Origin of the sequence: Limnohabitans sp. (genome assembly GCF_030158565.1) — a bacterium.
Taxonomy (GTDB): Bacteria; Pseudomonadota; Gammaproteobacteria; order Burkholderiales; family Burkholderiaceae_C; genus Limnohabitans_A.
The window spans coordinates 15,811-39,399 of sequence record NZ_JAOASQ010000006.1 but is presented as its reverse complement, the minus strand read 5'-3'; the positions used below and the strand labels follow the sequence as shown (position 1 = coordinate 39,399).

Sequence of the window (23,589 nt, the reverse complement as noted above, 5' to 3'; positions counted from 1 at the left end):
CCCGCCGTCGTGGTGAAATTGGTAGACACGCTATCTTGAGGGGGTAGTGGCGAAAGCTGTGCGAGTTCGAGTCTCGCCGACGGCACCAGACAATCAGAAAAGCCCGGGCTCAAGGCCCGGGCTGTTCATTCGGTAATACCGGCAGTCTCAAGATGAACCTCGACCAATACCTCCCCATTCTCTTGTTCATTTTGGTCGGCATCGCTGTCGGCATCATTCCCCAGGTTTTGGGTTACATCCTCGGCCCCAACCGACCTGATGCGGAAAAAAACTCCCCTTATGAATGCGGCTTCGAGGCCTTCGAAGACGCCCGCATGAAGTTCGATGTGCGCTACTACCTGGTGGCCATTTTGTTCATCTTGTTCGATCTGGAAATCGCCTTCCTGTTTCCCTGGGCGGTGGCGCTCAAGGAAGTCGGTGTCGCTGGCTTTGTGGCCGTCGTAATTTTCTTGGCCATTCTGGTCGTGGGCTTTGTCTACGAATGGAAAAAAGGCGCCCTGGACTGGGAATGATGGTCCGCATTGACAACAGCATTCAGCCTGCTTGAGGATAAAAAATGATTGAAGGCGTGATGAAAGAAGGCTTCATCACCACGAGTTACGACTCGGTGGTGAATTGGGCCAAGACCGGCTCGCTCTGGCCCATGACGTTTGGTCTGGCCTGCTGCGCGGTCGAAATGATGCATGCGGCGGCAGCCCGTTATGACCTCGGTCGCTTTGGCGCCGAGGTTTTTCGCGCCAGTCCCCGCCAGTCCGATCTGATGATCGTGGCCGGCACGCTGTGCAACAAGATGGCGCCTGCCCTGCGCAAGGTCTACGACCAGATGTCCGAGCCGCGCTGGGTCATCTCGATGGGTTCGTGCGCCAACGGCGGTGGTTACTACCACTACAGCTATTCGGTGGTGCGGGGTTGCGACCGGGTGGTGCCGGTGGACGTGTATGTGCCAGGTTGCCCGCCCACGGCCGAAGCCTTGATCTACGGCATCATCCAATTGCAGCAGAAGATCCGCCGCACACACACCATTGCGCGTGTTTGAGGGGAAGACGACGATGACCGATTTCGCCATTCGCCCCGAAGACCTGCAAGACACCCTGGCCGCTGCGCTGGGTGAGCGCGTTGCGCGCATCACCATCGCTCTGGGCGAAGTGACGGTGCATGTCAACGCAGCCCATTACCTGAGCGTCATGCAAACCCTGCGCGATGCAGCAGGGTGCAAATTTGAACAACTCATCGACTTGGCGGGTGTGGACTATTCCGCTTACCGCGAAGTCGGCACCGACGGCCCGCGTTTCGGCGTGACCGTGCACTTGCTGTCGGTCAGCCTGAACCAGCGCGTGCGCGTCAAGGTGCTGTGCCCTGATGACGATCTGCCTTTGGTAGCTTCGGTCAACGATTTGTGGAACTCTGCCAACTGGTACGAGCGCGAAGCCTTTGACTTGTTTGGCATCGTGTTCGAAGGTCACAACGACCTGCGCCGCATCCTGACCGACTATGGCTTCATCGGTCACCCGTTCCGCAAAGACTTCCCGCTGTCGGGTCACGTCGAAATGCGTTACGACGCCGAACGCAAGCGTGTGGTGTACGAGCCCGTGAGCATCGAGCCCCGTGAAATCACACCCCGCATCATCCGTGAAGAGAACTACGGAGGCCTGAACTGATATGGCCGAAATCAAAAATTACACCCTGAACTTCGGTCCCCAGCACCCTGCAGCACACGGCGTGCTGCGCTTGGTGCTGGAGCTCGATGGCGAGGTCGTGCAACGCGCTGACCCCCACATCGGCTTGTTGCACCGCGCCACCGAAAAGCTGGCCGAGCACAAGACCTACATCCAGTCGCTGCCCTATATGGACCGCCTGGACTACGTGTCGATGATGTGCAACGAGCACGCCTACTGCCTGGCCATCGAGAAGATGTTGGGTCTGGAAGTGCCCATGCGCGCCCAGTACATCCGCGTGATGTTCTCCGAGATCACCCGTGTTCTGAACCACCTCATGTGGCTCGGCTCCCATGGCAACGACTGCGGCAGCTCCACCATCCTGATTTACACCTTCCGCGAACGCGAAGATCTGTTTGACATGTACGAGGCCGTGTCCGGCGCGCGCATGCACGCAGCCTATTTCCGTCCCGGTGGCGTGTACCGCGATCTGCCTGACAGCATGCCGCAGTACCAGGTCAGCAAGATCAAGAACGCCAAGGCCATCGAGCAGCTCAACAAGAACCGCAGCGGTTCCTTGCTGGACTTCATCGACGACTTCACGCAGCGTTTCCCCAAGTGCGTGGACGAATACGAAACCCTGCTGACCGATAACCGCATCTGGAAGCAGCGCACGGTCGGTATCGGCGTGGTGCCGCCCGAGCGCGCCCTGAACCTGGGCATGACCGGCCCCATGTTGCGCGGCTCCGGCTTTGCCTGGGACTTGCGCAAGACCCAGCCATACGATGCCTACGACCAAGTCGAGTTCGACGTGCCTGTGGGCAAGACCGGCGACAGCTACGACCGCTATCTGGTGCGTGTGCAGGAGATGCGCGAATCGAACCGCATCATCCAGCAGTGCGTCAAGTGGCTGCGTGCCAACCCCGGCCCGGTCATCACCGACAACCACAAGATTGCACCGCCTTCACGTGAAGGCATGAAATCCAACATGGAAGACTTGATCCACCATTTCAAGCTCTTCACCGAAGGTTTCCATGTGCCCGAAGGCGAGGCCTATGCCGCCGTCGAACACCCCAAGGGTGAGTTCGGTATTTACATGGTGAGCGATGGGGCCAACAAGCCTTACCGCCTCAAAATTCGTGCCCCGGGCTTTGCCCATTTGGCCACTCTCGATGAAATGGCCCGTGGCCACATGCTGGCCGATGCGGTCGCGATCATCGGGACCATGGACATCGTTTTTGGAGAGATTGACCGATGATCTCTGAGTCAACCAAAGCACGCTTTGCGCGTGAAGTTGCCAAGTTCCCTGCGGATCAAAAGCAGTCGGCCGTCATGGCCTGCCTGTCGATCGTTCAGCAGGAACTCGGCTGGGTCAGCCCCGACAGCGAACAAGTCGTGGCCGAGGTGTTGGGCATGCCCGTGATGGCGGTGCACGAAGTGACCACCTTCTACAACATGTACAACCAAAAGCCGGTGGGCAAGTTCAAGCTGAACGTCTGCACCAACCTGCCTTGCCAGTTGCGCGGCGGTGCCCAGGCACTGGCCCATCTGGAACACAAATTGGGCGTGCACGCTGGTGAAACCACGGCCGATGGCCTGTTCACCTTGCAACCCAGCGAGTGCCAAGGCGCTTGCGCTGACGCGCCGGTGCTGCTGGTCAATGACCGCCACATGTGCAGCTTCATGAGCCACGACAAACTGGATCAGTTGGTCGACAGCCTCAAGAAAGCGGAGGCCGTCTGATGAACGTCCAACAAGTTCTGAACCAATTCCAGGCCACGGGCGTGGAAACCTGTTTCCACGATCGCCACATCAACCCGCAAATTTATGCGGGCTTGAATGGCAGCAATTGGCGCATCCAAGATTACGAAGCACGTGGTGGCTATGCCGCATTGCGCAAGATCCTGGGCAAAGACGGGGCGGAGCCGCAAGGCGACACGGGTGTCGCGGGCCTCACGCAAGACCAGGTGATCGCCACCGTCAAGGAATCCGGTCTGCGCGGCCGTGGCGGCGCGGGTTTCCCAACGGGCCTGAAGTGGAGCTTCATGCCCCGCCAGTTCCCCGGCCAAAAGTATTTGGTCTGCAACTCCGACGAAGGCGAGCCGGGCACGTGCAAAGACCGCGACATCATGGAGTACAACCCTCATACGGTGATCGAAGGCATGATCATCGCCGCTTATGCCATGGGCATCAGCGTGGGTTACAACTACATCCACGGCGAAATTTTCCACACCTACGAGCGCTTTGAAGCGGCCCTGGAAGAAGCCCGCGCTGCAGGCTATCTGGGTGACAACATCCTGGGCTCTGCGTTCAGCTTCCAGCTGCACGCTTCGCACGGTTTTGGCGCTTACATCTGCGGCGAAGAAACCGCTTTGCTCGAATCGCTGGAAGGCAAAAAAGGCCAGCCACGTTTCAAGCCACCGTTCCCGGCCAGCTTTGGCTTGTACGGCAAGCCCACCACCATCAACAACACCGAAACTTTCGCGGCGGTGCCCTGGATCATCCGCAACGGTGGTCAGGCTTACCTCGAATGCGGCAAGCCCAACAACGGCGGCACCAAAATCTTCTCGGTCAGCGGTGATGTGGAGCGTCCCGGTAACTACGAAGTGCCCATGGGCACGCCGTTCGCCAAGCTGCTCGAATTGGCAGGTGGTGTGCGCGGTGGTCGCCAACTCAAGGCCGTGATCCCTGGCGGTTCGTCGTCGCCCGTGATCCCCGGCGACCTGATGATGACGCTCACCATGGACTACGACAGCATCGCCAAAGAGGGCGGTTCGATGTTGGGTTCGGGCGCGGTGATCGTCATGGACGACACGCGTTGCATGGTCAAGGCCTTGGCCCGACTGTCTTACTTCTACTCGCACGAATCATGCGGCCAGTGCACCCCTTGCCGTGAAGGCACAGGCTGGCTGTGGCGCATGGTCGACCGCATTGAAAACGGCCAGGGCCGTGCCAGCGACATCGACATGCTCGACAGCGTGGCCGGCAACATCATGGGCCGCACGATTTGCGCCTTGGGCGACGCAGCGGCCATGCCGGTGCGCGGCATGCTCAAGCATTTCCGTCACGAATTTGTACACCACATCGAGCACAAGACCTGCATGGTCGGTGCCCCTGTGTAAACGGTGAAGACCCATGGTTGAAATAGAACTCGACGGTCAGAAGGTGGAAGTTGCCGAAGGCAGCATGGTGATGCATGCCGCTGAAAAAGCCGGCACCTACATCCCGCACTTCTGCTACCACAAGAAGCTTTCCATCGCCGCCAGCTGCCGCATGTGCCTGGTCGATGTGGAAAAAGCCCCCAAGCCCATGCCGGCCTGCGCCACGCCCGTGACGCAAGGCATGATCGTGCGCACCCGCAGCGACAAAGCCGTGACCGCCCAGAAGTCGGTCATGGAGTTTTTGTTGATCAACCACCCGCTGGATTGCCCCATCTGCGACCAGGGCGGTGAGTGCCAGTTGCAAGATCTGGCCGTGGGTTACGGCGGTTCCACATCGCGCTACGAAGAAGAAAAGCGTGTGGTCTTCCACAAGGAAGTCGGTCCGCTGATCTCGATGGAAGAGATGAGCCGCTGCATCCACTGCACACGTTGCGTGCGCTTTGGTCAGGAAGTGGCCGGTCAAATGGAATTGGGCATGTCCAACCGCGGCGAACACGCCGAGATTGAGACCTTCCTGGGCAAGACCATCGACTCCGAACTCTCGGGCAACATGATCGACATCTGCCCAGTGGGGGCCTTGACCAGTAAGCCTTTCCGTTACAGCGCCCGCACTTGGGAACTGTCGCGCCGCAAGTCGGTGGCCGCACACGATTCGTCGGGTGCCAACCTGATCGTGCAGGTCAAGAACAACCAGGTCATGCGCGTCGTGCCCCTGGAAAACGAAGACGTCAACGAGTGCTGGATCGCCGACCGCGACCGTTTCTCGTACGAAGCCTTGAACGGTGCTGAGCGCCTGACCCAGCCCATGCTCAAGCAAGGTGGCGTCTGGAAAGAAGTCGACTGGCAGACCGCCCTGGAATACGTGGCCAATGGCCTGAAAAACATCCAGCGCGACCACGGTGCCAACAGCATCGGCGCACTGGTGAGCCCTCAGAGCACCGTTGAAGAGTTGTACCTGGCCGGCGCTTTGGTGCGTGGCTTGGGTTCGGACAACATCGACTACCGCCTGCGCAACGCCGAGTTTGGCGCTGCCGAAGGCGTGCGCACATTGGGCACATCGATTGCGTCGCTGTCCACATTGCAGCGCGTGCTGGTCGTGGGTTCTAACCTGCGCAAGGACCACCCCCTGTTTGCTTTGCGCGTGCGCCACGCCGTGCGCCATGGCGCGCAGCTGAACGTGATCACCTCGCCTGCAGCTTTCAGCCACGCCGACGCCTGGGCCATGCCCGTGGCGCAAGCGGTGCTGGCAGACGCTTCGGGCTGGGCTCAGGCCCTGGCCGATGTGGCAGCAGCGATTGCAGCAGAGAAGGGCGTTGCAGCGCCTGTGGCGGGCAACGCCACAGCGCAGGCCCAAGCCATCGCCAAGTCTTTGCTGGGCGGCGAGCGCAAGGCCGTGTTGCTGGGCAATGCCGCAGCGCACCATGCCAACTCATCGAGCCTGCTGGCCCTGGCCAACTGGATCGCCGAGCAAACCGGCGCGACCGTCGGCTACTTGACCGAATCTGCCAACACCGTGGGTGCGCAGTGGGTCGGTGCTCAGCCGCAAACCGGTGGCAAGAACGCTGGCCAAATGTTGGCTGGTGGTTTGAAAGCAGCGATCTTGCTCAACACCGAACCTGAGTTCGACAGCGCTGCAGGCAGTGCCGCTGCACAGGCTCTGGGTCAGGCCGAGATGGTCGTCACACTCAGCCCATTCAAGGCCAACATGGCTTTCAGCGACGTGCTGCTGCCGATCGCACCGTTCACCGAGACTTCTGGCTCCTTCGTCAACGCCGAAGGTCGCCTGCAAAGCTTCCATGCCGTGGTCAAGCCTTTGGCTGAAACGCGTCCTGCCTGGAAAGTGCTGCGCGTGCTGGCCAACTTGCTGGACGTGCCCGGCGTGTCCTTCGAGACATCGCAAGATGTGCTGGCCCGTGCCACCGCCAAGCCGCTGGCTGCATCCAACGCCACACGCGCTGTGATCAACTTGGCAGCTGCAGCGGGTACGCCTGCGGTGGCCGCCATTTACCAACTGGATGGCATTGTGCGCCGCGCACCGTCGCTGCAGTTGACTGCCGACGCTCGCCAGGAGGTGACAGCATGATTGACGCTTTGTACAACGGCGGCCTGAACCTGGTCGCTGCCACTTGGTGGGCCACCATGGTCTGGCCAGTGCTCTGGATCCTGCTCAAGATCGTGGCCATCCTGGCCCCGCTGATGGGTGCTGTGGCTTACCTGACGCTGTGGGAGCGCAAGCTGCTGGGCTTCATGCAAGTGCGTCATGGTCCCAACCGCGTGGGCCCCATGGGCTTGCTGCAGCCGATCGCCGATGCGCTCAAGCTGCTGACCAAGGAATTGATCAACCCCACCGCGGCCAGCCAAGGCTTGTTCCGCTTGGGCCCGATCATGGCCATCATGCCCGCGCTGGCTGCCTGGGTGGCGATCCCCTTTGGCCCTGAAGTGGCGCTGACCAACATCAACACCGGTTTGATGCTGGTGATGGCCATCACTTCGATCGAGGTGTACGGCGTGATCATTGCCGGTTGGGCATCGAACTCCAAGTACGCCTTCCTGGGCGCTTTGCGTGCCTCGGCCCAGATGGTGAGCTACGAAATCGCGATGGGTTTCTGTTTCCTGGTCGTCCTGATGGTCTCGGGCAGCATGAACCTGACCGACATCGTGCTGGCACAAGACAAAGGCAGCATGGCCCGCATGGGTCTGAACTTCCTGTCCTGGAACTGGCTGCCCCTGTTGCCGATTTTCTTGGTGTACCTGATCTCTGGCGTGGCCGAAACCAACCGTCACCCCTTTGACGTGGTCGAAGGCGAAGCCGAAATCGTGGCCGGTCACATGGTCGAGTACTCGGGCATGGGCTTTGCGATCTTCTTCCTGGCCGAATACGCCAGCATGTGGCTCGTGTCCATCCTGGCCGTGATCATGTTCCTGGGCGGCTGGTTGTCGCCCATCGACAGCGCCTTGTTCAACTGGATCCCCGGTTGGATCTGGCTGGGCCTGAAAACTTTCCTGGTCGTGTCCATGTTCATCTGGATCCGCGCCACCTTCCCGCGCTTCCGTTACGACCAGATCATGCGTCTGGGCTGGAAGATTTTCATTCCGGTCACCTTGGTGTGGCTGCTGGTGGTGGGCGCTTGGCTGTTCTCACCCTGGAACATCTGGAAATGAGCGGTGTACAGAACATGACCACCATGACATCTTCTTTCTCCATCAAGGACTTCCTCAAGAGCTTCATGCTCGTGGAGTTGTTCAAGGGCATGGCCCTGACCGGACGCTACGCTTTCGCCCGCAAGGTGACGGTGCAGTTCCCGGAAGAAAAAACACCGCTGTCGCCCCGTTTCCGTGGCCTGCATGCGCTGCGCCGTTATGACAACGGTGAAGAGCGCTGCATCGCCTGCAAACTTTGCGAAGCCGTTTGCCCCGCGATGGCCATCACCATCGAGGCGGGTCAGCGCGAAGACGGTTCACGCCGTACCACGCGCTACGACATCGACCTGACCAAGTGCATCTTCTGTGGCTTCTGTGAAGAAAGCTGCCCGGTGGACTCCATCGTCGAGACGCAAATCTTCGAATACCACGGCGAAAAACGTGGCGACCTGTACTTCACCAAGGACATGTTGCTGGCCGTGGGCGACCGTTACGAAAAAGAGATCGCAGCAGCCAAAGCGGCCGATGCGCCTTACCGTTGAACGTGGCCCAGTCCTGAACATTTAAAAAAGACAGACCTATGGACGTCAAGACCGGTTTCTTCTACCTCTTCTCGGTGGTGCTGATGTTTTCAGCCTTCCGGGTGGTGACGGCGCGCAACCCTGTGCACGCTGTGCTGTACCTCATGTTGGCCTTTTCCCAGGCCTCAGCCATCTGGCTGCTGCTCAACGCCGAATTCCTGGCCATCACTTTGGTGCTGGTTTACCTGGGGGCGGTGATGGTGCTTTTCCTGTTCGTGGTGATGATGCTGGACATCAACATCGACACGCTGCGTCAGGGCTTTTGGAAAAACTTTCCTTTGGCTGCAACTTTGGGGGCCATCGTGGCCCTTGAAATGGGCGCAGTCCTGATGAGCGGTTTCCGTTTGTCCGAAGTACCCAAGGCGGTGGCGTTGGTTGCCGGTGCAGCACCGGTGTCCAACAGCAAAGCCCTGGGCATCTTGCTGTACACCGAATACCTGATGCCCATCCAGATCGCTGCGTCGATCTTGCTGGTGGCCATGGTGGCGGCGATTGCCCTGACTTTGCGTGAGCGCAAGGACAGCAAGGCGATCAACCCCTCGATTCAGGTCCGAGTGCGCGCGGCTGACCGCATGAAGGTCGTCAAAGTGGCGGCCACCCAGGCAGCCCCAGCCCCCGTGGCACCCGAAGCTGCACAGGAGAACAAATGATGGCCTTGACCCTCGGACATTTCTTGTCGCTCGGCGCCATGCTGTTTGCATTGGCCGTGATCGGCATTTTCTTGAACCGCAAGAACCTGATCGTCTTGCTCATGGCCATTGAATTGATGTTGCTGGCCGTGAACATGAACTTTGTGGCCTTCTCGCACTACCTGGGTGACATGCACGGCCAAGTGTTCGTGTTCTTCATCCTCACGGTGGCGGCTGCTGAATCGGCCATCGGCTTGGCCATCCTCGTGCTGTTGTTCCGCAACAAGAACAGCATCAACGTGGACGAACTCAATTCGCTCAAGGGTTAATAAGAATATGAGTCAAACCCTCAACGCAAGCACGCTGCTGGCTGTGCCGCTCGCGCCCCTGGTGGGCTCGGCACTGGCCGGTATTTTTGGTACGCAATTCGGTGGCAACTGGATTGGCCGTCGCCTGTCGCACACCCTGACCATTCTGGGCGTGTTGGTGGCTTTCATCCTGTCGGCCATGACGCTCAAGAGCGTGATCGACGGTGCCCGATTCAACGAGACCCTCTACACCTGGATGGTGGTCGGTGGCCTCAAGATGGAAGTGGGCTTCCTGATCGACAGCCTCACGGCCATGATGATGTGCGTGGTGACCTTCGTGTCGCTGATGGTGCACATCTACACCATCGGCTACATGGCCGAGGAAGACGGCTACCAGCGCTTCTTCAGCTACATCTCGCTGTTCACCTTCTCGATGTTGATGCTCGTGATGAGCAACAACATGCTGCAGCTGTTCTTCGGCTGGGAGGCGGTGGGCCTGGTGTCGTACCTGCTGATCGGTTTCTATTACAAGAAGCCGACAGCGATCGCCGCCAACATGAAGGCCTTCCTGGTCAACCGCGTCGGCGACTTCGGCTTCATCCTCGGCATCGGCCTGATCGTCGCCTACGCCGGCACGCTGAACTACACCGAGGCCTTCGCCAAGGCCGACGAACTCGCCAAGCTGAACCTGCCGGGCACCGACTGGATGCTGATCACCGTGATCTGCATCTGCCTGTTCATCGGCGCGATGGGCAAGAGCGCGCAGTTCCCGCTGCATGTGTGGCTGCCCGACTCGATGGAAGGCCCGACGCCGATCTCGGCGCTGATCCACGCGGCGACGATGGTGACCGCCGGCATCTTCATGGTCGCGCGCATGTCGCCGCTGTTCGAGCTGTCCGACACGGCGCTGTCCTTCATGATGGTGATCGGCGCGATCACCGCGCTGTTCATGGGTTTCCTGGGCATCATCCAGAACGACATCAAGCGCGTGGTGGCTTACTCCACCTTGTCGCAGCTCGGTTACATGACCGTGGCCCTGGGCGCATCGGCTTACTCGGTCGCCGTGTTCCACCTGATGACGCACGCTTTCTTCAAGGCCTTGCTGTTCTTGGGTGCCGGCTCCGTCATCATGGGCATGCACCACAACCAGGACATCCGCTGGATGGGCGGCGTGCGCAAGTACATGCCCATCACCTGGATCACTTCCTTGCTCGGTTCGCTGGCATTGATCGGCACGCCGTTCTTCTCGGGTTTTTACTCGAAGGACAGCATCATCGAAGCGGTGCATGAAAGCCATCTGGCTGCCGCTGGCTTTGCCAACTTCGCCGTGCTGGCCGGTGTCTTTGTGACCGCTTTCTATTCGTTCCGCATGTACTTCCTGGTCTTCCACGGCAAGGAACGCTACGACCAGAACCCGGACGCCCACCATGGTCACGACGACCACGGTCATGGCCACGACGATCACCACGAACCCCACGAGTCCCCATGGGTCGTGACCGTGCCCTTGGTCTTGTTGGCGATTCCTTCGGTGGTGATCGGCTTCATGGCGATCGAGCCCATGCTCTACGGCGAGTTCTTCAAAGACGTGATCTTCGTGAACGCCGAGAAGCACCCCGTGATGGAAGAAATGGCCGAGATGTTCCACGGCCCCGTGGCCATGGCAGTGCACGCCCTGAGCACGGCACCTTTCTGGCTGGCTTTGGCAGGTGTGGTGGTGTCCTGGTACATGTACCTCGTCAACCCCAAAGTGCCTGCATTCTTCGCACGTGTTTTGCGTCCCGTGATCGTCATCCTCGAGAACAAGTATTTCCTGGACTGGATCAACGAAAACATCCTGGCCCGCGGTGCGCGTTTGCTCGGCTCCGGTTTGTGGAAAGTGGGCGACCGCGCCTTGATCGATGGCCTGGTGGTCAACGGTTCCTGGAAAGTGGTGGGTCTGATCTCTGGAGCCGTGCGCCGCTTCCAGTCGGGCTACCTGTACCACTATGCCCTGGTCATGATCCTGGGTGTGTTCGCGCTGATGACGTATTTCGTCTGGCTCGCTTAACGGTTTAGAGGACAATAAAAATGGGATTGTTAAGCCTTGCCATCTGGACACCGATTGTTTTCGGCGTCATCTTGCTGGCCATCGGTCGTGACAGCCAAGCCCGCGCCGTGCGCTGGGTGGCGTTGATCGGCTCTGTGCTCAGTTTCCTGATCACCTTGCCGTTGTACAAGGGCTTTGAGCTCGGTACTTCGGCCATGCAGTTTGTCGAAAAGTACACCTGGATCGAGCGCTTCAACGTGCACTACCACCTGGGTGTGGACGGCATCTCGCTGTGGTTCGTGTTGCTGACCGCTTTCATCAATGTGATCGTGGTCATTGCGGGCTGGGAAGTCATCACCCGCAAAGTCAACCAGTACATGGCCGCCTTCCTGATCCTCTCGGGTCTGATGATCGGTGTGTTCAGTGCCCTCGACGGCATGTTGTTCTACGTCTTCTTTGAAGCCACGCTGATCCCGATGTACCTGATCATCGGGATCTGGGGTGGCCCGAACAAGATCTACGCTGCATTCAAGTTCTTCTTGTACACCCTGATGGGTTCGCTGCTGACGCTGATTGCGCTCATCTACCTGTACACCGCATCGAACGGCAGTTTTGACATCCTGGCCTGGCACAAGCTGCCTTTGGCCGGTCACGTGCAGACCTTGTTGTTCTTTGCCTTCTTTGCCGCTTTTGCCGTGAAAGTCCCCATGTGGCCTTTCCACACCTGGTTGCCAGACGTTCACGTCGAAGCTCCCACCGGCGGCTCGGCTGTGCTGGCCGCCATCATGCTCAAGCTCGGTGCTTATGGCTTCCTGCGTTTCTCGATGCCCATCGCACCGGACGCTGCGCACGAGTGGGGCACTTTCATGATCGTGCTGTCCCTGGTGGCCGTGGTCTATGTGGGCTTGGTTGCGATGGTGCAACAAGACATGAAAAAGCTGGTGGCTTATTCATCGGTCGCACACATGGGCTTTGTGACCTTGGGCTTTTTCATCTTCAACCCGCTGGGCGTGTCGGGTGGCATCGTTCAGATGATCGCTCACGGTTTCGTGTCGGCGGCCATGTTCCTGTCGATCGGTGTTTTGTATGACCGCGTTCACTCGCGTGAGATCGCCAGCTACGGCGGTGTGGTCAACACCATGCCCAAGTTCGCCGCTTTTGCCTTGCTGTTCTCGATGGCCAACTGCGGCCTGCCAGGCACAGCCGGTTTCGTGGGCGAGTGGATGGTGATCCTGGGTGCCGTGAAGTTCAACTTCTGGATCGGCGCACTGGCGGCTTCGGCACTGATCTTTGGCGCCGCCTACACCCTGTGGATGTTCAAGCGCGTGTACCTTGGTCCTGTGGTCAACGACGACGTCAAGGAACTGACAGACATCAACAGCCGTGAATTCCTGGTCATGGCTTTGCTGGCCATTGCCGTGCTCTACATGGGCCTGTACCCCAAGCCATTCACCGACGTGATGGATACCTCGGTGGCCGACTTGCTCAAGCACGTGGCCCTGTCCAAATTGCCCCAATGACCATTCAGTACTGAACTGAAGAAAAGAAAGAATGATGATGGACACCACCAGCTGGATGACGATCTATCCTGAAATCGTGTTGCTGGTCATGGCTTGCGTGATCGCGCTGGCCGACCTGTTCGTGAAGAGCCCCAAGCGCACCGCCACCTATGCCTTGACATTGTTGTCTTTGGGTGGCGTGGCCTGGCTCAACGCCATGTACGCCGACGCCGGTCAGACCCTGTATGGCTTTGGCCACCTGGTGGTCAGCGACCCGATGGGCCATTGGCTCAAGTGCTTTGCCTCGATCGCCGTGATGGTGACCTTGGTGTACTCGCGTCCCTACGCGGCTGATCGCGACATGCTGCGCGGCGGTGAGTTGTTCAGCCTGAGCATGTTTGCCTTGCTGGGCATGAGCGTGATGATTTCTGGTCAAAACTTCCTGGTCATCTACTTGGGCCTTGAATTGCTGACCTTGTCGAGCTACGCGCTGGTGGCCTTGCGTCGTGACAATGCTCAAGCCACTGAAGCGGCCATGAAGTACTTCGTGCTCGGCGCGATGGCTTCGGGCTTCCTGCTGTACGGCATGTCCATGATGTACGGCGCGACCGGCAGCCTGGAGCTGGCCGCTGTGCTCAAAGCCATCGCTTCGGGTCAAGTCAACCACCAAGTGCTGGTGTTCGGTCTGGTCTTCATCGTGGCTGGTTTGGCATTCAAGATCGGTGCCGTGCCTTTCCACATGTGGATCCCTGACGTTTACCAAGGTGCCCCCACAGCCGCCACGCTGCTGATCGGTGGCGCGCCCAAGCTCGCGGCATTCGGCATCATGATCCGCTTGCTGGTCGAAGGCCTGCTGCCTTTGGCCATCGACTGGCAACAGATGTTGTCCTTCCTGGCGATTGGCTCCTTGCTGATCGGTAACCTGGCTGCGATCGCTCAGACCAACCTCAAGCGCATGCTGGCTTTCTCGACCATCGCGCAAATGGGCTTTGTTTTGCTGGGCTTCGTGGCAGGGGTCATCAACGGCCAGACCACTCTGGCGGCCAACGCCTACAGCTCGGCCATGTTCTACATCGTCGGTTATGTGCTGACCACTTTGGCCAGCTTCGGCATCATCATGCTGCTGGCCCGTCAAGGGTTCGAGAGCGAAGAGATTTCTGACTTGGCTGGCCTGAACCAGCGCAGCCCGCTGTACGCAGGTGTGATGGCCGTTTGTCTGTTTTCTCTGGCCGGTATCCCGCCCATGGTCGGCTTCTACGCCAAGCTGGCCGTGTTGCAATCCCTGGTGGCTTCGGGTCAAGGTTTCTACATCGGCCTGGCGATCTTTGCCGTGATCATGTCCTTGATTGGCGCCTTCTACTACCTGCGCGTTGTCAAGGTCATGTACTTTGATGAGCCTGTGACGGCCACCACCGTCTCGGCCGATGCCGATGTGCGTGTGGTGCTGTCCATGAACGGTTTGCTGGTCCTGGTGCTGGGCATGGCGCCTGGTGCGCTGATGGCTTTGTGCGCCGACGCTGTCGCCCGCATGCTGGCGGTCTGATCTTTCAAGCATGTCCACGTCCTGGCAAATCGGCATCTTGATCGCGCTGGCATTGCTGGCCGCCAACCTGCCGTTTGCCAACCAGAGCATCCTGCTGGTCGGTCCCTCTCGCAGCACCAAATCACTGGCCATCCGGCTGGCTGAGTTGGTGCTGCTGTACTTTGTGGTCGGCGCTGTGGGCTTGGCGCTGGAAAACCACGGTGGCCAAATCGCTCCCCAAGGCTGGGAGTTTTATGCCATCACCGGCACCATGTTTGTGACCTTGGCCTTTCCAGGTTTCGTCTACCGTTACCTGATGCACCGCCAGCATTGAGCGCTGTCGGTTTGCACTGAGTTCCCTCATGTCTGACGATCATCTGATCGAGCACCGCGTCTCGCAAGAGGAGTTGCTGCGCGGTCATTTCTTGCACGCTTTCCGGGACACGGTCCGTCTGCCCAACCAAGGCTTGGCCACCCGTGAATACGTGATTCACCCCGGTGCAGTGATGGTGATCCCCATGCTGCAAATGCCCGATGGCAGCCTGCGCTTGGTGCTGGAGCGTCAGTTCCGCTACCCGGTGGGGCAGGTCATGATCGAGTTCCCGGCAGGCAAGCTGGACGCGGGCGAAGACCCTTGGCTCTGCGCGCAGCGCGAGCTGATGGAAGAGACCGGTTACCGTGCCCGCGAATGGGCCAAAGCGGGTGTGCTTCACCCGGTGATCGCTTATTCAACCGAAGTGATCGAGATCTGGTTTGCGCGAGACCTCAGATTGGGCGAGCGCCAGCTGGACGCAGAGGAGTTTCTGGACGTGTTCACCGCCAGCCCCGACGAACTGATGGCCTGGTGCCAGCAAGGTCTGGTGACCGACGCCAAAACCCTCACGGGAGCGCTTTGGTTGCAAAATGTCTTGTCAGGCGCATGGCCGCTGACTTGGCAAAGCGCCACCTGAACATTCCGCATGAAAGTCCTTGACCTCCAGTGCCGTCAGGGCCACAGCTTTGAAGGCTGGTTCGGCTCGCAGGACGATTACGACGCGCAACGTGCGCGGGGACTGGTCACGTGCCCCATGTGCAACGACAGCGAGATCACCAAAATGCTGTCGGCACCGCGCCTGAACCTGGGGCACGGCACAGAGCCTGTCCAAACGCCTGCAGCGCCAGAGGCCGCTGCCCCAAGCGCCGCGCCCGCCATGCCTGCCGCAACGGACGCCCATCCCCTGGCGCAAATGCAAGCGGCCTTGCTGCACATGGTGCGCCACGTCATGGCCAACACCGAAGATGTGGGCACCCAATTTGCCGAAGAAGCCCGCAAGATCCACTATGGTGAACGCGAAGAGTGCAACATCCGTGGCCAGGCCACGCGCGAAGAAACCGAAGCCTTGCTGGACGAAGGCATCGACGTCTTGCCGCTGCCTGTACCCGATGCCTTGAAAGAGCCGCTCCAATAAAGCTGTGTGGTCTTCATGACCACCCAGTCGCAGCCTCTGCGGCATACTCGCTGCAGTCCATGAACACCCTGCACATTCCCGAGGCCGAAGTTGAATTGACCGCCATCCGCGCCCAAGGCCCGGGCGGGCAAAACGTCAACAAAGTTTCCACCGCCATCCAGCTGCGTTTCGATGTGGCAAGCTCATCCTTGCCCGAAGCCGTCAAGGCGCGCTGGCTGCAGTCGGGCGACAGCCGCCTGTCGCTAGAAGGCGTGCTCATCATCAAGGCCCAGCGTTACCGCACGCAAGAAGCCAACCGCCAGGATGCTTGGACTCGGCTGTACGAACTGCTCGACCAATTTGCCAAAGCGCCCAAAGCCCGCAAGGCCACCAAACCCAGCTATGGCGCGGTGCAGCGGCGTTTGCAGGGCAAGGCCATCCAGTCCAAGTTGAAAGCCTCACGCCGTGCGTCAGATTAACGTGAACCCCGTAGGTCGGAGCTTCAGCTCCGACAGTGGTGGCGTGGGCACAGGCCCATGTCGGGGCTGAAGCCGCCGACCTACAAAATGTGGTTATCGGGTGTGCGAGAGGGCGTTCAGTGCGGTTTGCAGCACTTGCGCCAAAGCATCGGGTGCGTCGGCGGTGATCACATGGCGGCTGTCCATGCTGCGCAGCCAGGTGATCTGGCGTTTGGCCAGTTGGCGTGTGGCAAAGATGCCGCGATCCGCGATTTCTTTTTCGCTCCAGCCTTCGTCCAGCCCTTGCCAGGCCTGGCGGTAGCCCACACAGCGCATCGAGGGCAGGTCGGGGGTCAAGTCACCCCGGGCGCGCAGCTGGCGCACCTCATGAATGAAGCCTTGCGCCATCATCAGCTCAAAACGCTGGGCAATGCGCTGGTGCAGCCAAGTCCGGTCCATCGGCTCCAGGCTCAACACCGGGATGTGCCAATCGGGCGCTGTGGCTTTGGCGCTTTGGTGAAAGGAAGACAAGGTCCGGCCAGTCGCAGTCCATACTTCCAGAGCGCGGCCCACACGCTGGCTGTCGCCGGGGGCCAGGCGGGCGGCGGTCACCGGGTCCACCTGCTGCAGCTCGGCGTGCAGGGCGGGCCAGCCCACTTGTTCGGCGCGGGCCTGAATGGCTTCGCGCACCTGCGGGTCGGCGGCGGGGATGTCGTTCAGGCCTTCGAGCAGGGCTTTGAGGTAGAGCATGGTGCCGCCCACCAGCAGCGGCATGCGGCCCCGGGCGTGGATCTCACCGATGAGCCGAGTCGCATCGCGCGCAAATTCAGCGGCGCTGTAGCTTTGCAAGGGGTCGATCGTGTCGATCAGGTGGTGCGGCACGGCAGCCAGCTCTTCTCGGCTGGGTTTGGCTGTGCCAATGTCCATGCCCCGGTACACCAGGGCCGAGTCCACGCTGATGATCTCGGCGCCGCCTTGCGCCTGCAGGACTTGCGCCAGGGTCAGGGCCGCAGCGGTTTTGCCGCTGGCCGTGGGCCCGACGATGGCGATGGCGTCCAGCGACGGGTTCATGCGGCTTTCAATTCCACAGGTCGGCCATGGCGTTGCACCGCAGTCCAGGCCACGGCAGCGATCACCGCACTCCACAACAACAGGCCGTGGGCCAGGGCCAACAGCGGCACATCCATGTTGCGCCCCAGCCAGCCGCCCATGAAGAAGGCGCCGAGCATCATCAAGAATCCGTTGAGCGCCGAAGCCGTGCCTGCCTTGAGCGGGAAGGGCGCCACGGCAGCGCTCTGGCCGCAGGGCTGATGCACGCCGTGACCGAACATGAACAGGTACACCGGCAGCATCACGGCCCAGGCACCGTACCAGGCTTGTCCAGCGCCGGCATGCGCCAGCACGGTGAGCAACACACCGCCACTGATCGACAAGAAACCGGCCACGCCTACGGTGCGGTGGATGCTGGTGCGGCGCAGCATCCAGCGGCCCCAGAAAGTGCCCACGATGTAGGCCAAGGACATGGTGAACATCAGCAAGCCGTAGATGGTCTTGCTGTAGCCCAGCTGTTGTGTGAAGACGAAGGACGATGTGGCCAGGAAAGTGAACAGACCCAGGTAGGACGCCGAGGACAAGGCGCACCAGGTGAGGAAGACCGGGTGGCGGATGATGTCCAGATTGGAGCGCCACAGTGAATCCCAGCGCAGCGCATCCATGCGGCGCTCGGGTAGTGTTTCGCGGTAGCCCCACAGCAGCAAGCCCAGTGTGAGCACGCCAAACAGGGTGACCGACAAGAGCGCATAGCGCCAGCCAATCCAGTCGCTGAGCAAGCCACCCACTGGGGCGCAGGTGCAGGCGATCAGGCCCAGGCCCGACAGGGCTTGCGACATGACCTGTGCGCCTTCGTGGGGCTGGTACAGGTCGCGCACGATGGCGCGTGCGGCCATGACCGCCGCGCCCATGGCGATGCCCTGCACGGCACGGGCGGCGATCAACCAACCGATGCCCGGTGCCGCCACGCAGGCCACCGAGGCGATCACATAAGCGCCCATGCCCCAGAGCAAGATGGGCCGACGGCCAAAGCGGTCCGACAGCGGCCCCCAGACCAGTTGAGAAATGCCAAAGGCCAGCAAAAGCGCGGTCAAGGTCAGCTGGATTTCGCCCATGCTCGCGTTCAGGCTGGCGCGGATGGCGGGCAGGGCAGGCAAGTACAGGTCGGTGGTGACGGCCTGCAGTCCAAGCAGCAAGGCCAGCAGCACAACCACAAGGTGCTTGGGCATCAACGGCCCCGCAAGAACAAGGCGTCCAGATCGCGCATGCTCATTTGCCGCCAGGTGGGGCGGCCGTGGTTGCATTGGTCGGAGCGTTCGGTCTCTTCCATCTGGCGCAAAAGAGCGTTCATCTCGTCGAGCGTGAGGCGGCGGTTGGCGCGCACCGCACCATGGCAGGCCATGGTGGCCAGGATCTCGTTTTGGGCGCGCTGGACCACGGTGCTCGCGTCGTGTTGCGCCAGCTCGGCCAGCACGCTGCGGGCCAGCTCGACCGCATCGCCTTGCGCCAAGCTGGTGGGCACGGCGCGCACGGCCAGGGTCTTGGCCGACAGGGGCGAGATTTCCAGGCCAAGTTGTTCAAGGGCTTCCGCGCACGCTTCGGCGGTGGCCACCTCGGTCGGGTTGGCGGCAAAGGTGGCCGGAATCAGCAGCGGCTGGCTGGCGATGCGCGGGCCGTCTTCGCCTTGGGTATTGAGTTGGTTTTTCAGGCACTCGTACACGATGCGCTCGTGCGCGGCGTGCATGTCCACGACCACCAGGCCTTGCTTGTTTTCAGCCAGGATGTAGACGCCGTGCAACTGCGCCACGGCGCGGCCCAGGGGCCAATCGCCCTCAGGCAGGGCTTGCGCCGCCTCGGTGTTCGGTGCGGGCAGGGCAGATGCTGCGGTGTTGGGGTTCAACGATGGCGCAGGTGCGGACCAGCGCGGTGCGTCCGTGTCGTGTGCTTCTTGTCGGGGCTCGGGCGGGTTCCACAGTGCTTTGAGGTCGGCCATGGCCTGCTCGCCGTCCACGCGGGGCCGCACAAAGTCTGCGGGCTTGTAGCTGGGCGCAGAAAAGGTCGATGGGCCAGGGCGCTCGAAAGCCATGCCGCCTTGCTGCCAGCTGGCCGACTCGGGCAGGGCTTTGGGGGCAGGGGCTTGCAGGTCGAAATCGCCCTTGGCCTCTGTGGCTGAATCGCCCAGGTTTTGCGAACGCGGCGCGGCCAGGGCGTTTTCGATGGCATGACGCACCGCCTGATGCACGGCGCGGCTGTCCCTGAATCGCACCTCGATCTTGGTGGGGTGCACGTTCACATCGACCAGCGTGGGGTCGATCTGCATGAACAGGGCATAGGCCGGTTGTTTCTGGCCGTGCAGCACATCTTCGTAGGCGCTGCGCGCACCGTGCATGACCACCTTGTCGCGCACAAAACGGCCATTCACATAGGCAAACTGGTGGTCGGGGCGCGAGCGGGCCGCATCGGGCAGACCGGCGCGGCCGATCACCTTGAGCGGCCCGGCGTGGTATTCCACGGCGATGGACTGCGCCACGAACTCTTCGCCCAGCACATCGGCCAGGCGCTGTTCCAGGCCCGCAGTACCGGGGTGCACGCGCCACTGCTCAACCAGCTTGCCCTCGTGCCAGATGGCAAAGCCCACATCGGGGCGGGCCAGGGCGTGGCGGCGCACGGCCTCGATGCAATGCGCCAGCTCGGTGCTGTCGCTTTTCAAAAACTTGCGGCGGGCGGGGGTCGAGAAAAACAGCTCCTTGACTTCGACCGTGGTGCCCACGGCGCGGGCGGCGGGGCGGATCTCGCCGGTGCGACCGTCCAGCGCAAAGGCCGTGGGCTGGCCGTCCATGCGCGAGAGCAGGGTGAGTTCGGACACCGAGTTGATGGCCGCCAGCGCCTCGCCCCGAAAGCCCATGGTCATCACCGATTCGAGTTCGTCGAGGTTGCCGATCTTGCTGGTGGCGTGGCGCTTCAAGGCCGTGGCCAGCTCGTCCGGGGCAATGCCGCCACCGTCGTCTTCGACCGAGATCAGCCGGGTGCCGCCGCCCATCAGGCGCAGCGTGATGCTTTGTGCACCTGCGTCCATGGCGTTGTCCACCAGCTCGCGCACGACCGAGGCAGGGCGCTCGACCACCTCGCCTGCGGCGATCTGGCTGATCAGTTCATCGGGGAGTTCGCGGATGGGGCGGCGCGCGGTCGCCGGGCTTTGTTGGGAGGTCACCGCCTGATTTTAGGGCTTGGGCAGGGATAATCGCGGCATGGACATCCTTTTGCAACTCCTCGATTTCATCCTCCACGTTGACCGCTACCTGGAGGCCTTTGTGGGCCAACATGGCGCCTGGGTTTACGCGCTCTTGTTCGTGATCATTTTTGTGGAGACCGGCCTGGTGATCATGCCGTTCTTGCCGGGCGATTCGTTGCTGTTCATTGTCGGCGCGCTGTGCGGTGCCGACTTGCTGAACCTGCCCTTGACCATGGCGCTGTTGTTGGCCGCAGCCATTTTGGGCGACCAGACGAACTACAGCATTGGCCGCTACTTTGGCCCCAAAGTTTTCAAATGGGAGAATTCCCGCTTTTTCAACCGCCAGGCCTTCATGCAGGCCAACGCTTTTTACGAAAAGTACGGTGGCATCACCATCATCCTGGCGCGCTTCATGCCTTTCATCCGCACCTTTGTGCCTTTTGTGGCGGGCGTGGCCGAGATGACCCGCCACAAGTTCACGATGTTCAATGTGGTGGGCGGTGCCATCTGGGTGGTGGGTCTGACCCTGGCCGGTTATCTGTTCGGCAATTTGCCCTTTGTGCAAACGCACCTGAGCAAGATCATCTGGGCTTTGATTTTGGTGCCGGGTTTGATCGCGGTCATTGGCGCGTGGCGGGCTCGCAAAGCGGGTTGATCAAAACGCCAGCAATCCCCTCTGCTTTCGCTTTGTCACCCCGCACTGGATGCGGGATCCAGCTGTTCTTAAAACCTGGACCCCGGGTCTTCGCCCGGGGTGACATGAAGGGGCGGATTTAAAAAGCCAGCACCTGAGCCAGCGTAGGCGGCTGGCACCCCTGTCGGGTGCAATTGATGGCCGCAGCTTTCATGGACAAGGCCAACGTGTCACCCACTCGAGCTGCGGCATCGGCAGGCTGCAAGGCCCAATCGGCCAGGGTGTTGCCCCAGAAGGTGTCGCCTGCGCCCACGGTGTCGGCCACGGTGATGCGGGGCACGGGCAGGCTGTGGGTCTGGCCTTCGATGTCAAGGTAAGCGCCATCGCCGCCAAAAGTCAGGGCCACGCGGCTCAGCGCACCCGGGGCCACGCCCGCACGCAGTTCACTCACCAGACGCGCAGATTTACCGATGGCCACATCCGCAAAGCCCATCGTTTCCAGGTCTTCGTCGCTGGCCTTGAGCCAGTCGGTCAGGGCGATCACTTCGCGCAGCGCTTGCACGTATTGCGCCAGGTCATGGGCCACTTTGGGCCGCAGGTTGATGTCCACACTGATGGTCCAGCCCATTTCGCGTGCCGCCTTCAGAATGGACAGCACTTTGTGGTGTTCCGGCGGGATCAGCAGCAGCGAACCGGTGTGCAAAATGCCTGGCGTTTTTTGCTGTTGCAGCACAGCCGTGATGCCTTCCACCGTGTAGTCCCGGTCGGCAATGCCTTCGCGGTAAAAACCGTAGCTCGGCTGGCCATCCGTCACTTGCACCACGGCCAGCGAGGTGGGCAGGCGGCTCTGGCCACCTCGCAGTGCCACACCGTCACGCAGCAACAGTTGCGCCATGCCTTGGCCGAACAGGTCGTTGGACAAGGGGTTGAGATAAGCCACTGATGCCCCGCGCAGCGCGGCGGCGCGGGCCATGTTGAAGGGGCTGCCGCCCATGAGGGGCAAGAGCCGCCCATCGGCTTGGGCAATGCAGTCCATCAGGGCTTCGCCCAACACAAAAATCGGAGTCGTCATATCAAATCACAGGGCAGGGGATTCACTTCTTGAGCAGGTGCTTGCGGCGCACCACGTCGATCCAGACGGCGACGATCACGACCGCGCCAATGGCCATCATCTGCTTGAATTGCGAGACTTCCATCAGGTTCATGCCGTTGCGGATCATGGTGATCAGCACCGCGCCCAGCAAGCTGCCCCAGATGCTGCCGCGCCCGCCAAAGAGCGATGTGCCGCCCAAGATCACGGCCGCGATCGCGTCCAGCTCAAACATTTGCGCCATCTTGCCGCTCGACGAGTCCATGCGGGCCATCAGCACGATGGCACCCAAAGCGCAGCTCAGGCCAGACACCACATACACGCCCAGCTTGTACCAGCGGATGTTGATGCCCACTTGGCGGGCACCCATTTCGTTGGAGCCCATGGCGTACACATAGCGGCCGATCTTGGTGCTCGACAGAATGAAAGCCATCACCACAAAAAAGATACCGGTGATCAGCGTGGGCATGGGGATGCCGAACACATCGCCATAGCCCAGGAAGGGGAAGGGATCGGGCAAGCCCGCGTTGTCAAAACCGCCGGTCAAATCAAAGGCCAGACCGCGCCAAAGCGTCAAGCCGCCAAGCGTGACGATGAAAGCCGGAATGCCGACAAAGGCCACCAAATAGCCATTGAACAGGCCGACCGCTGCGCCAATCGCCAGCGCCACCACCATGGCTGCATAAGGGTCGATGCCGACCTTGATCATCAGGTGACCGGCCACAGCCCCTGCCAGCGCGGTGAGGGCACCCACGGCCAGATCGACACCGCCGGTCAGGATCACAAAAGTTTGTCCACCCGCCAGCAAGGCGATCACCGAGGCCTGCACCAGGATGTTGGACAGGTTGCCGGTGGTCAGGAAGTAGGGCGAGGCGAAGGTGAGCAAAACGCCCAGCACGATGACCGCCACAAAGGCGCCGTACCACTCTTGTCGGGTGATGGATTTCATATGTTTCTCGATTCATCAAATGACCACCCCGTGGTGGTCAGTCGCCTGCAGGGCAGGTTTTTTTTGTGCGATGGGGCATCGCGAATATCAACAGCCGTCATCGCAAGCGTCAACAGCCGTCATTGCGAGCGCAGCGTGGCAATCCAGTGTCTGGATCGCCACGTCGCTTCGCTCCTCGCGATGACGGTCATGTTGTGGCGCTTTGAACAGGGCCGGCCAAGTTGCCT

General features: G+C 60.8%; 24 protein-coding genes and 1 tRNA gene. 20 read left to right on the top strand and 5 right to left on the bottom strand.

Features of this window, described 5'->3' with window-relative positions; all coding sequences use genetic code 11:
* The first annotated feature begins 3 nt into the window (after positions 1–3).
* The 19 genes from Q1W40_RS01345 to arfB all read left to right on the top strand — a co-directional run bounded on the left by Q1W40_RS01345 (position 4) and on the right by arfB (position 16,428).
* Positions 4–88, top strand: a tRNA-Leu gene (locus Q1W40_RS01345).
* A 64-nt stretch (positions 89–152) separates the two neighbouring features.
* On the top strand, positions 153–512 hold the full coding sequence (locus Q1W40_RS01340) for an NADH-quinone oxidoreductase subunit A (protein ID WP_108325474.1): 360 nt from the start codon (positions 153–155) through the stop codon (positions 510–512).
* Between the two features lie 44 nt (positions 513–556).
* Complete coding sequence (locus Q1W40_RS01335; RefSeq protein WP_108325477.1) at positions 557–1,036, top strand: NADH-quinone oxidoreductase subunit B; 480 nt, start codon at positions 557–559, stop codon at positions 1,034–1,036.
* A 13-nt stretch (positions 1,037–1,049) separates the two neighbouring features.
* Positions 1,050–1,658, top strand: a complete 609-nt coding sequence (locus Q1W40_RS01330) for an NADH-quinone oxidoreductase subunit C (RefSeq protein WP_108325479.1) — start codon at positions 1,050–1,052, stop codon at positions 1,656–1,658.
* Between the two features lies 1 nt (position 1,659).
* On the top strand, positions 1,660–2,913 hold the full coding sequence (locus Q1W40_RS01325; protein ID WP_300708082.1) for an NADH-quinone oxidoreductase subunit D: 1,254 nt from the start codon (positions 1,660–1,662) through the stop codon (positions 2,911–2,913).
* Entirely contained in the window at positions 2,910–3,398 is a 489-nt protein-coding gene (gene nuoE, locus Q1W40_RS01320; RefSeq protein ID WP_300708081.1) for an NADH-quinone oxidoreductase subunit NuoE, read from the top strand. The genes Q1W40_RS01325 and nuoE overlap by 4 nt, the downstream gene beginning before the upstream one ends.
* Positions 3,398–4,777, top strand: coding sequence for an NADH-quinone oxidoreductase subunit NuoF (nuoF, locus tag Q1W40_RS01315; RefSeq protein WP_300708079.1), 1,380 nt, complete (start codon positions 3,398–3,400; stop codon positions 4,775–4,777). The genes nuoE and nuoF overlap by 1 nt, the downstream gene beginning before the upstream one ends.
* A gap of 13 nt (positions 4,778–4,790) precedes the next feature.
* The gene (gene nuoG / locus Q1W40_RS01310) at positions 4,791–6,899 is read left to right on the top strand and encodes an NADH-quinone oxidoreductase subunit NuoG (RefSeq protein WP_300708077.1); all 2,109 of its coding nucleotides are present in this window, start codon (positions 4,791–4,793) and stop codon (positions 6,897–6,899) included.
* Entirely contained in the window at positions 6,896–7,978 is a 1,083-nt protein-coding gene (nuoH, locus tag Q1W40_RS01305; RefSeq protein ID WP_300708075.1) for an NADH-quinone oxidoreductase subunit NuoH, read from the top strand. Before nuoG ends, nuoH begins: the two co-directional genes overlap by 4 nt.
* A 14-nt stretch (positions 7,979–7,992) precedes the next feature.
* Positions 7,993–8,499 carry an NADH-quinone oxidoreductase subunit NuoI gene (gene nuoI / locus Q1W40_RS01300; RefSeq protein WP_108325633.1) on the top strand — a complete coding sequence of 169 codons (507 nt, stop codon included), beginning with the start codon at positions 7,993–7,995 and terminating at the stop codon, positions 8,497–8,499.
* A gap of 38 nt (positions 8,500–8,537) precedes the next feature.
* Positions 8,538–9,188 (top strand): NADH-quinone oxidoreductase subunit J, encoded by a 651-nt coding sequence (locus tag Q1W40_RS01295; RefSeq protein ID WP_300708073.1) that lies wholly within the window; start codon positions 8,538–8,540, stop codon positions 9,186–9,188.
* Positions 9,188–9,496, top strand: a complete 309-nt coding sequence (gene nuoK, locus Q1W40_RS01290; protein WP_108325636.1) for an NADH-quinone oxidoreductase subunit NuoK — start codon at positions 9,188–9,190, stop codon at positions 9,494–9,496. The genes Q1W40_RS01295 and nuoK overlap by 1 nt, the downstream gene beginning before the upstream one ends.
* Before the next feature lie 7 nt (positions 9,497–9,503).
* Entirely contained in the window at positions 9,504–11,522 is a 2,019-nt protein-coding gene (gene nuoL / locus Q1W40_RS01285) for an NADH-quinone oxidoreductase subunit L (protein WP_300708069.1), read from the top strand.
* 20 nt (positions 11,523–11,542) lie between these two features.
* The gene (locus Q1W40_RS01280) at positions 11,543–13,021 is read left to right on the top strand and encodes an NADH-quinone oxidoreductase subunit M (protein WP_300708067.1); all 1,479 of its coding nucleotides are present in this window, start codon (positions 11,543–11,545) and stop codon (positions 13,019–13,021) included.
* A 34-nt stretch (positions 13,022–13,055) separates the two neighbouring features.
* The gene (gene nuoN / locus Q1W40_RS01275) at positions 13,056–14,543 is read left to right on the top strand and encodes an NADH-quinone oxidoreductase subunit NuoN (protein WP_300708064.1); all 1,488 of its coding nucleotides are present in this window, start codon (positions 13,056–13,058) and stop codon (positions 14,541–14,543) included.
* A gap of 10 nt (positions 14,544–14,553) precedes the next feature.
* Positions 14,554–14,856 carry a DUF2818 family protein gene (locus tag Q1W40_RS01270; RefSeq protein WP_300708063.1) on the top strand — a complete coding sequence of 101 codons (303 nt, stop codon included), beginning with the start codon at positions 14,554–14,556 and terminating at the stop codon, positions 14,854–14,856.
* Positions 14,857–14,884: 28 nt separating this feature from the next.
* Entirely contained in the window at positions 14,885–15,472 is a 588-nt protein-coding gene (locus Q1W40_RS01265) for an NUDIX hydrolase (protein WP_300708060.1), read from the top strand.
* 9 nt (positions 15,473–15,481) lie between these two features.
* Positions 15,482–15,970, top strand: coding sequence for a DUF1178 family protein (locus tag Q1W40_RS01260; protein WP_300708058.1), 489 nt, complete (start codon positions 15,482–15,484; stop codon positions 15,968–15,970).
* A 59-nt stretch (positions 15,971–16,029) separates the two neighbouring features.
* Complete coding sequence (arfB, locus tag Q1W40_RS01255) at positions 16,030–16,428, top strand: alternative ribosome rescue aminoacyl-tRNA hydrolase ArfB (protein ID WP_300708056.1); 399 nt, start codon at positions 16,030–16,032, stop codon at positions 16,426–16,428.
* Positions 16,429–16,521: 93 nt separating this feature from the next.
* Here the strand turns inward: arfB and miaA are convergent, their stop codons facing one another.
* Genes miaA through mutL form a run of 3 tightly spaced genes read right to left on the bottom strand, consistent with a single transcriptional unit; the run spans position 16,522 to position 20,668 of the window.
* Positions 16,522–17,478: a tRNA (adenosine(37)-N6)-dimethylallyltransferase MiaA gene (gene miaA, locus Q1W40_RS01250; protein WP_300708054.1), complete on the bottom strand. Its 957-nt coding sequence runs from the start codon at positions 17,476–17,478 to the stop codon at positions 16,522–16,524.
* A complete protein-coding gene (locus Q1W40_RS01245) occupies positions 17,475–18,686 on the bottom strand; it encodes a multidrug effflux MFS transporter (protein WP_300708052.1) in 1,212 nt (403 codons plus the stop codon). Before Q1W40_RS01245 ends, miaA begins: the two co-directional genes overlap by 4 nt.
* The gene (gene mutL, locus Q1W40_RS01240) at positions 18,686–20,668 is read right to left on the bottom strand and encodes a DNA mismatch repair endonuclease MutL (protein ID WP_300708050.1); all 1,983 of its coding nucleotides are present in this window, start codon (positions 20,666–20,668) and stop codon (positions 18,686–18,688) included. The genes Q1W40_RS01245 and mutL overlap by 1 nt, the downstream gene beginning before the upstream one ends.
* 37 nt (positions 20,669–20,705) lie before the next feature.
* On the opposite strand from mutL, the gene Q1W40_RS01235 reads away from it, so the two are divergent.
* Complete coding sequence (locus Q1W40_RS01235) at positions 20,706–21,344, top strand: DedA family protein (RefSeq protein ID WP_300708048.1); 639 nt, start codon at positions 20,706–20,708, stop codon at positions 21,342–21,344.
* Positions 21,345–21,462: 118 nt separating this feature from the next.
* On the opposite strand, the gene Q1W40_RS01230 is transcribed toward Q1W40_RS01235, so the two are convergent.
* Both Q1W40_RS01230 and Q1W40_RS01225 read right to left on the bottom strand, forming a co-directional pair.
* Positions 21,463–22,395, bottom strand: a complete 933-nt coding sequence (locus Q1W40_RS01230) for a PfkB family carbohydrate kinase (protein ID WP_300708046.1) — start codon at positions 22,393–22,395, stop codon at positions 21,463–21,465.
* Between the two features lie 22 nt (positions 22,396–22,417).
* Positions 22,418–23,362, bottom strand: a complete 945-nt coding sequence (locus Q1W40_RS01225) for an ABC transporter permease (RefSeq protein WP_300708044.1) — start codon at positions 23,360–23,362, stop codon at positions 22,418–22,420.
* Positions 23,363–23,589: the final 227 nt, after the last annotated feature.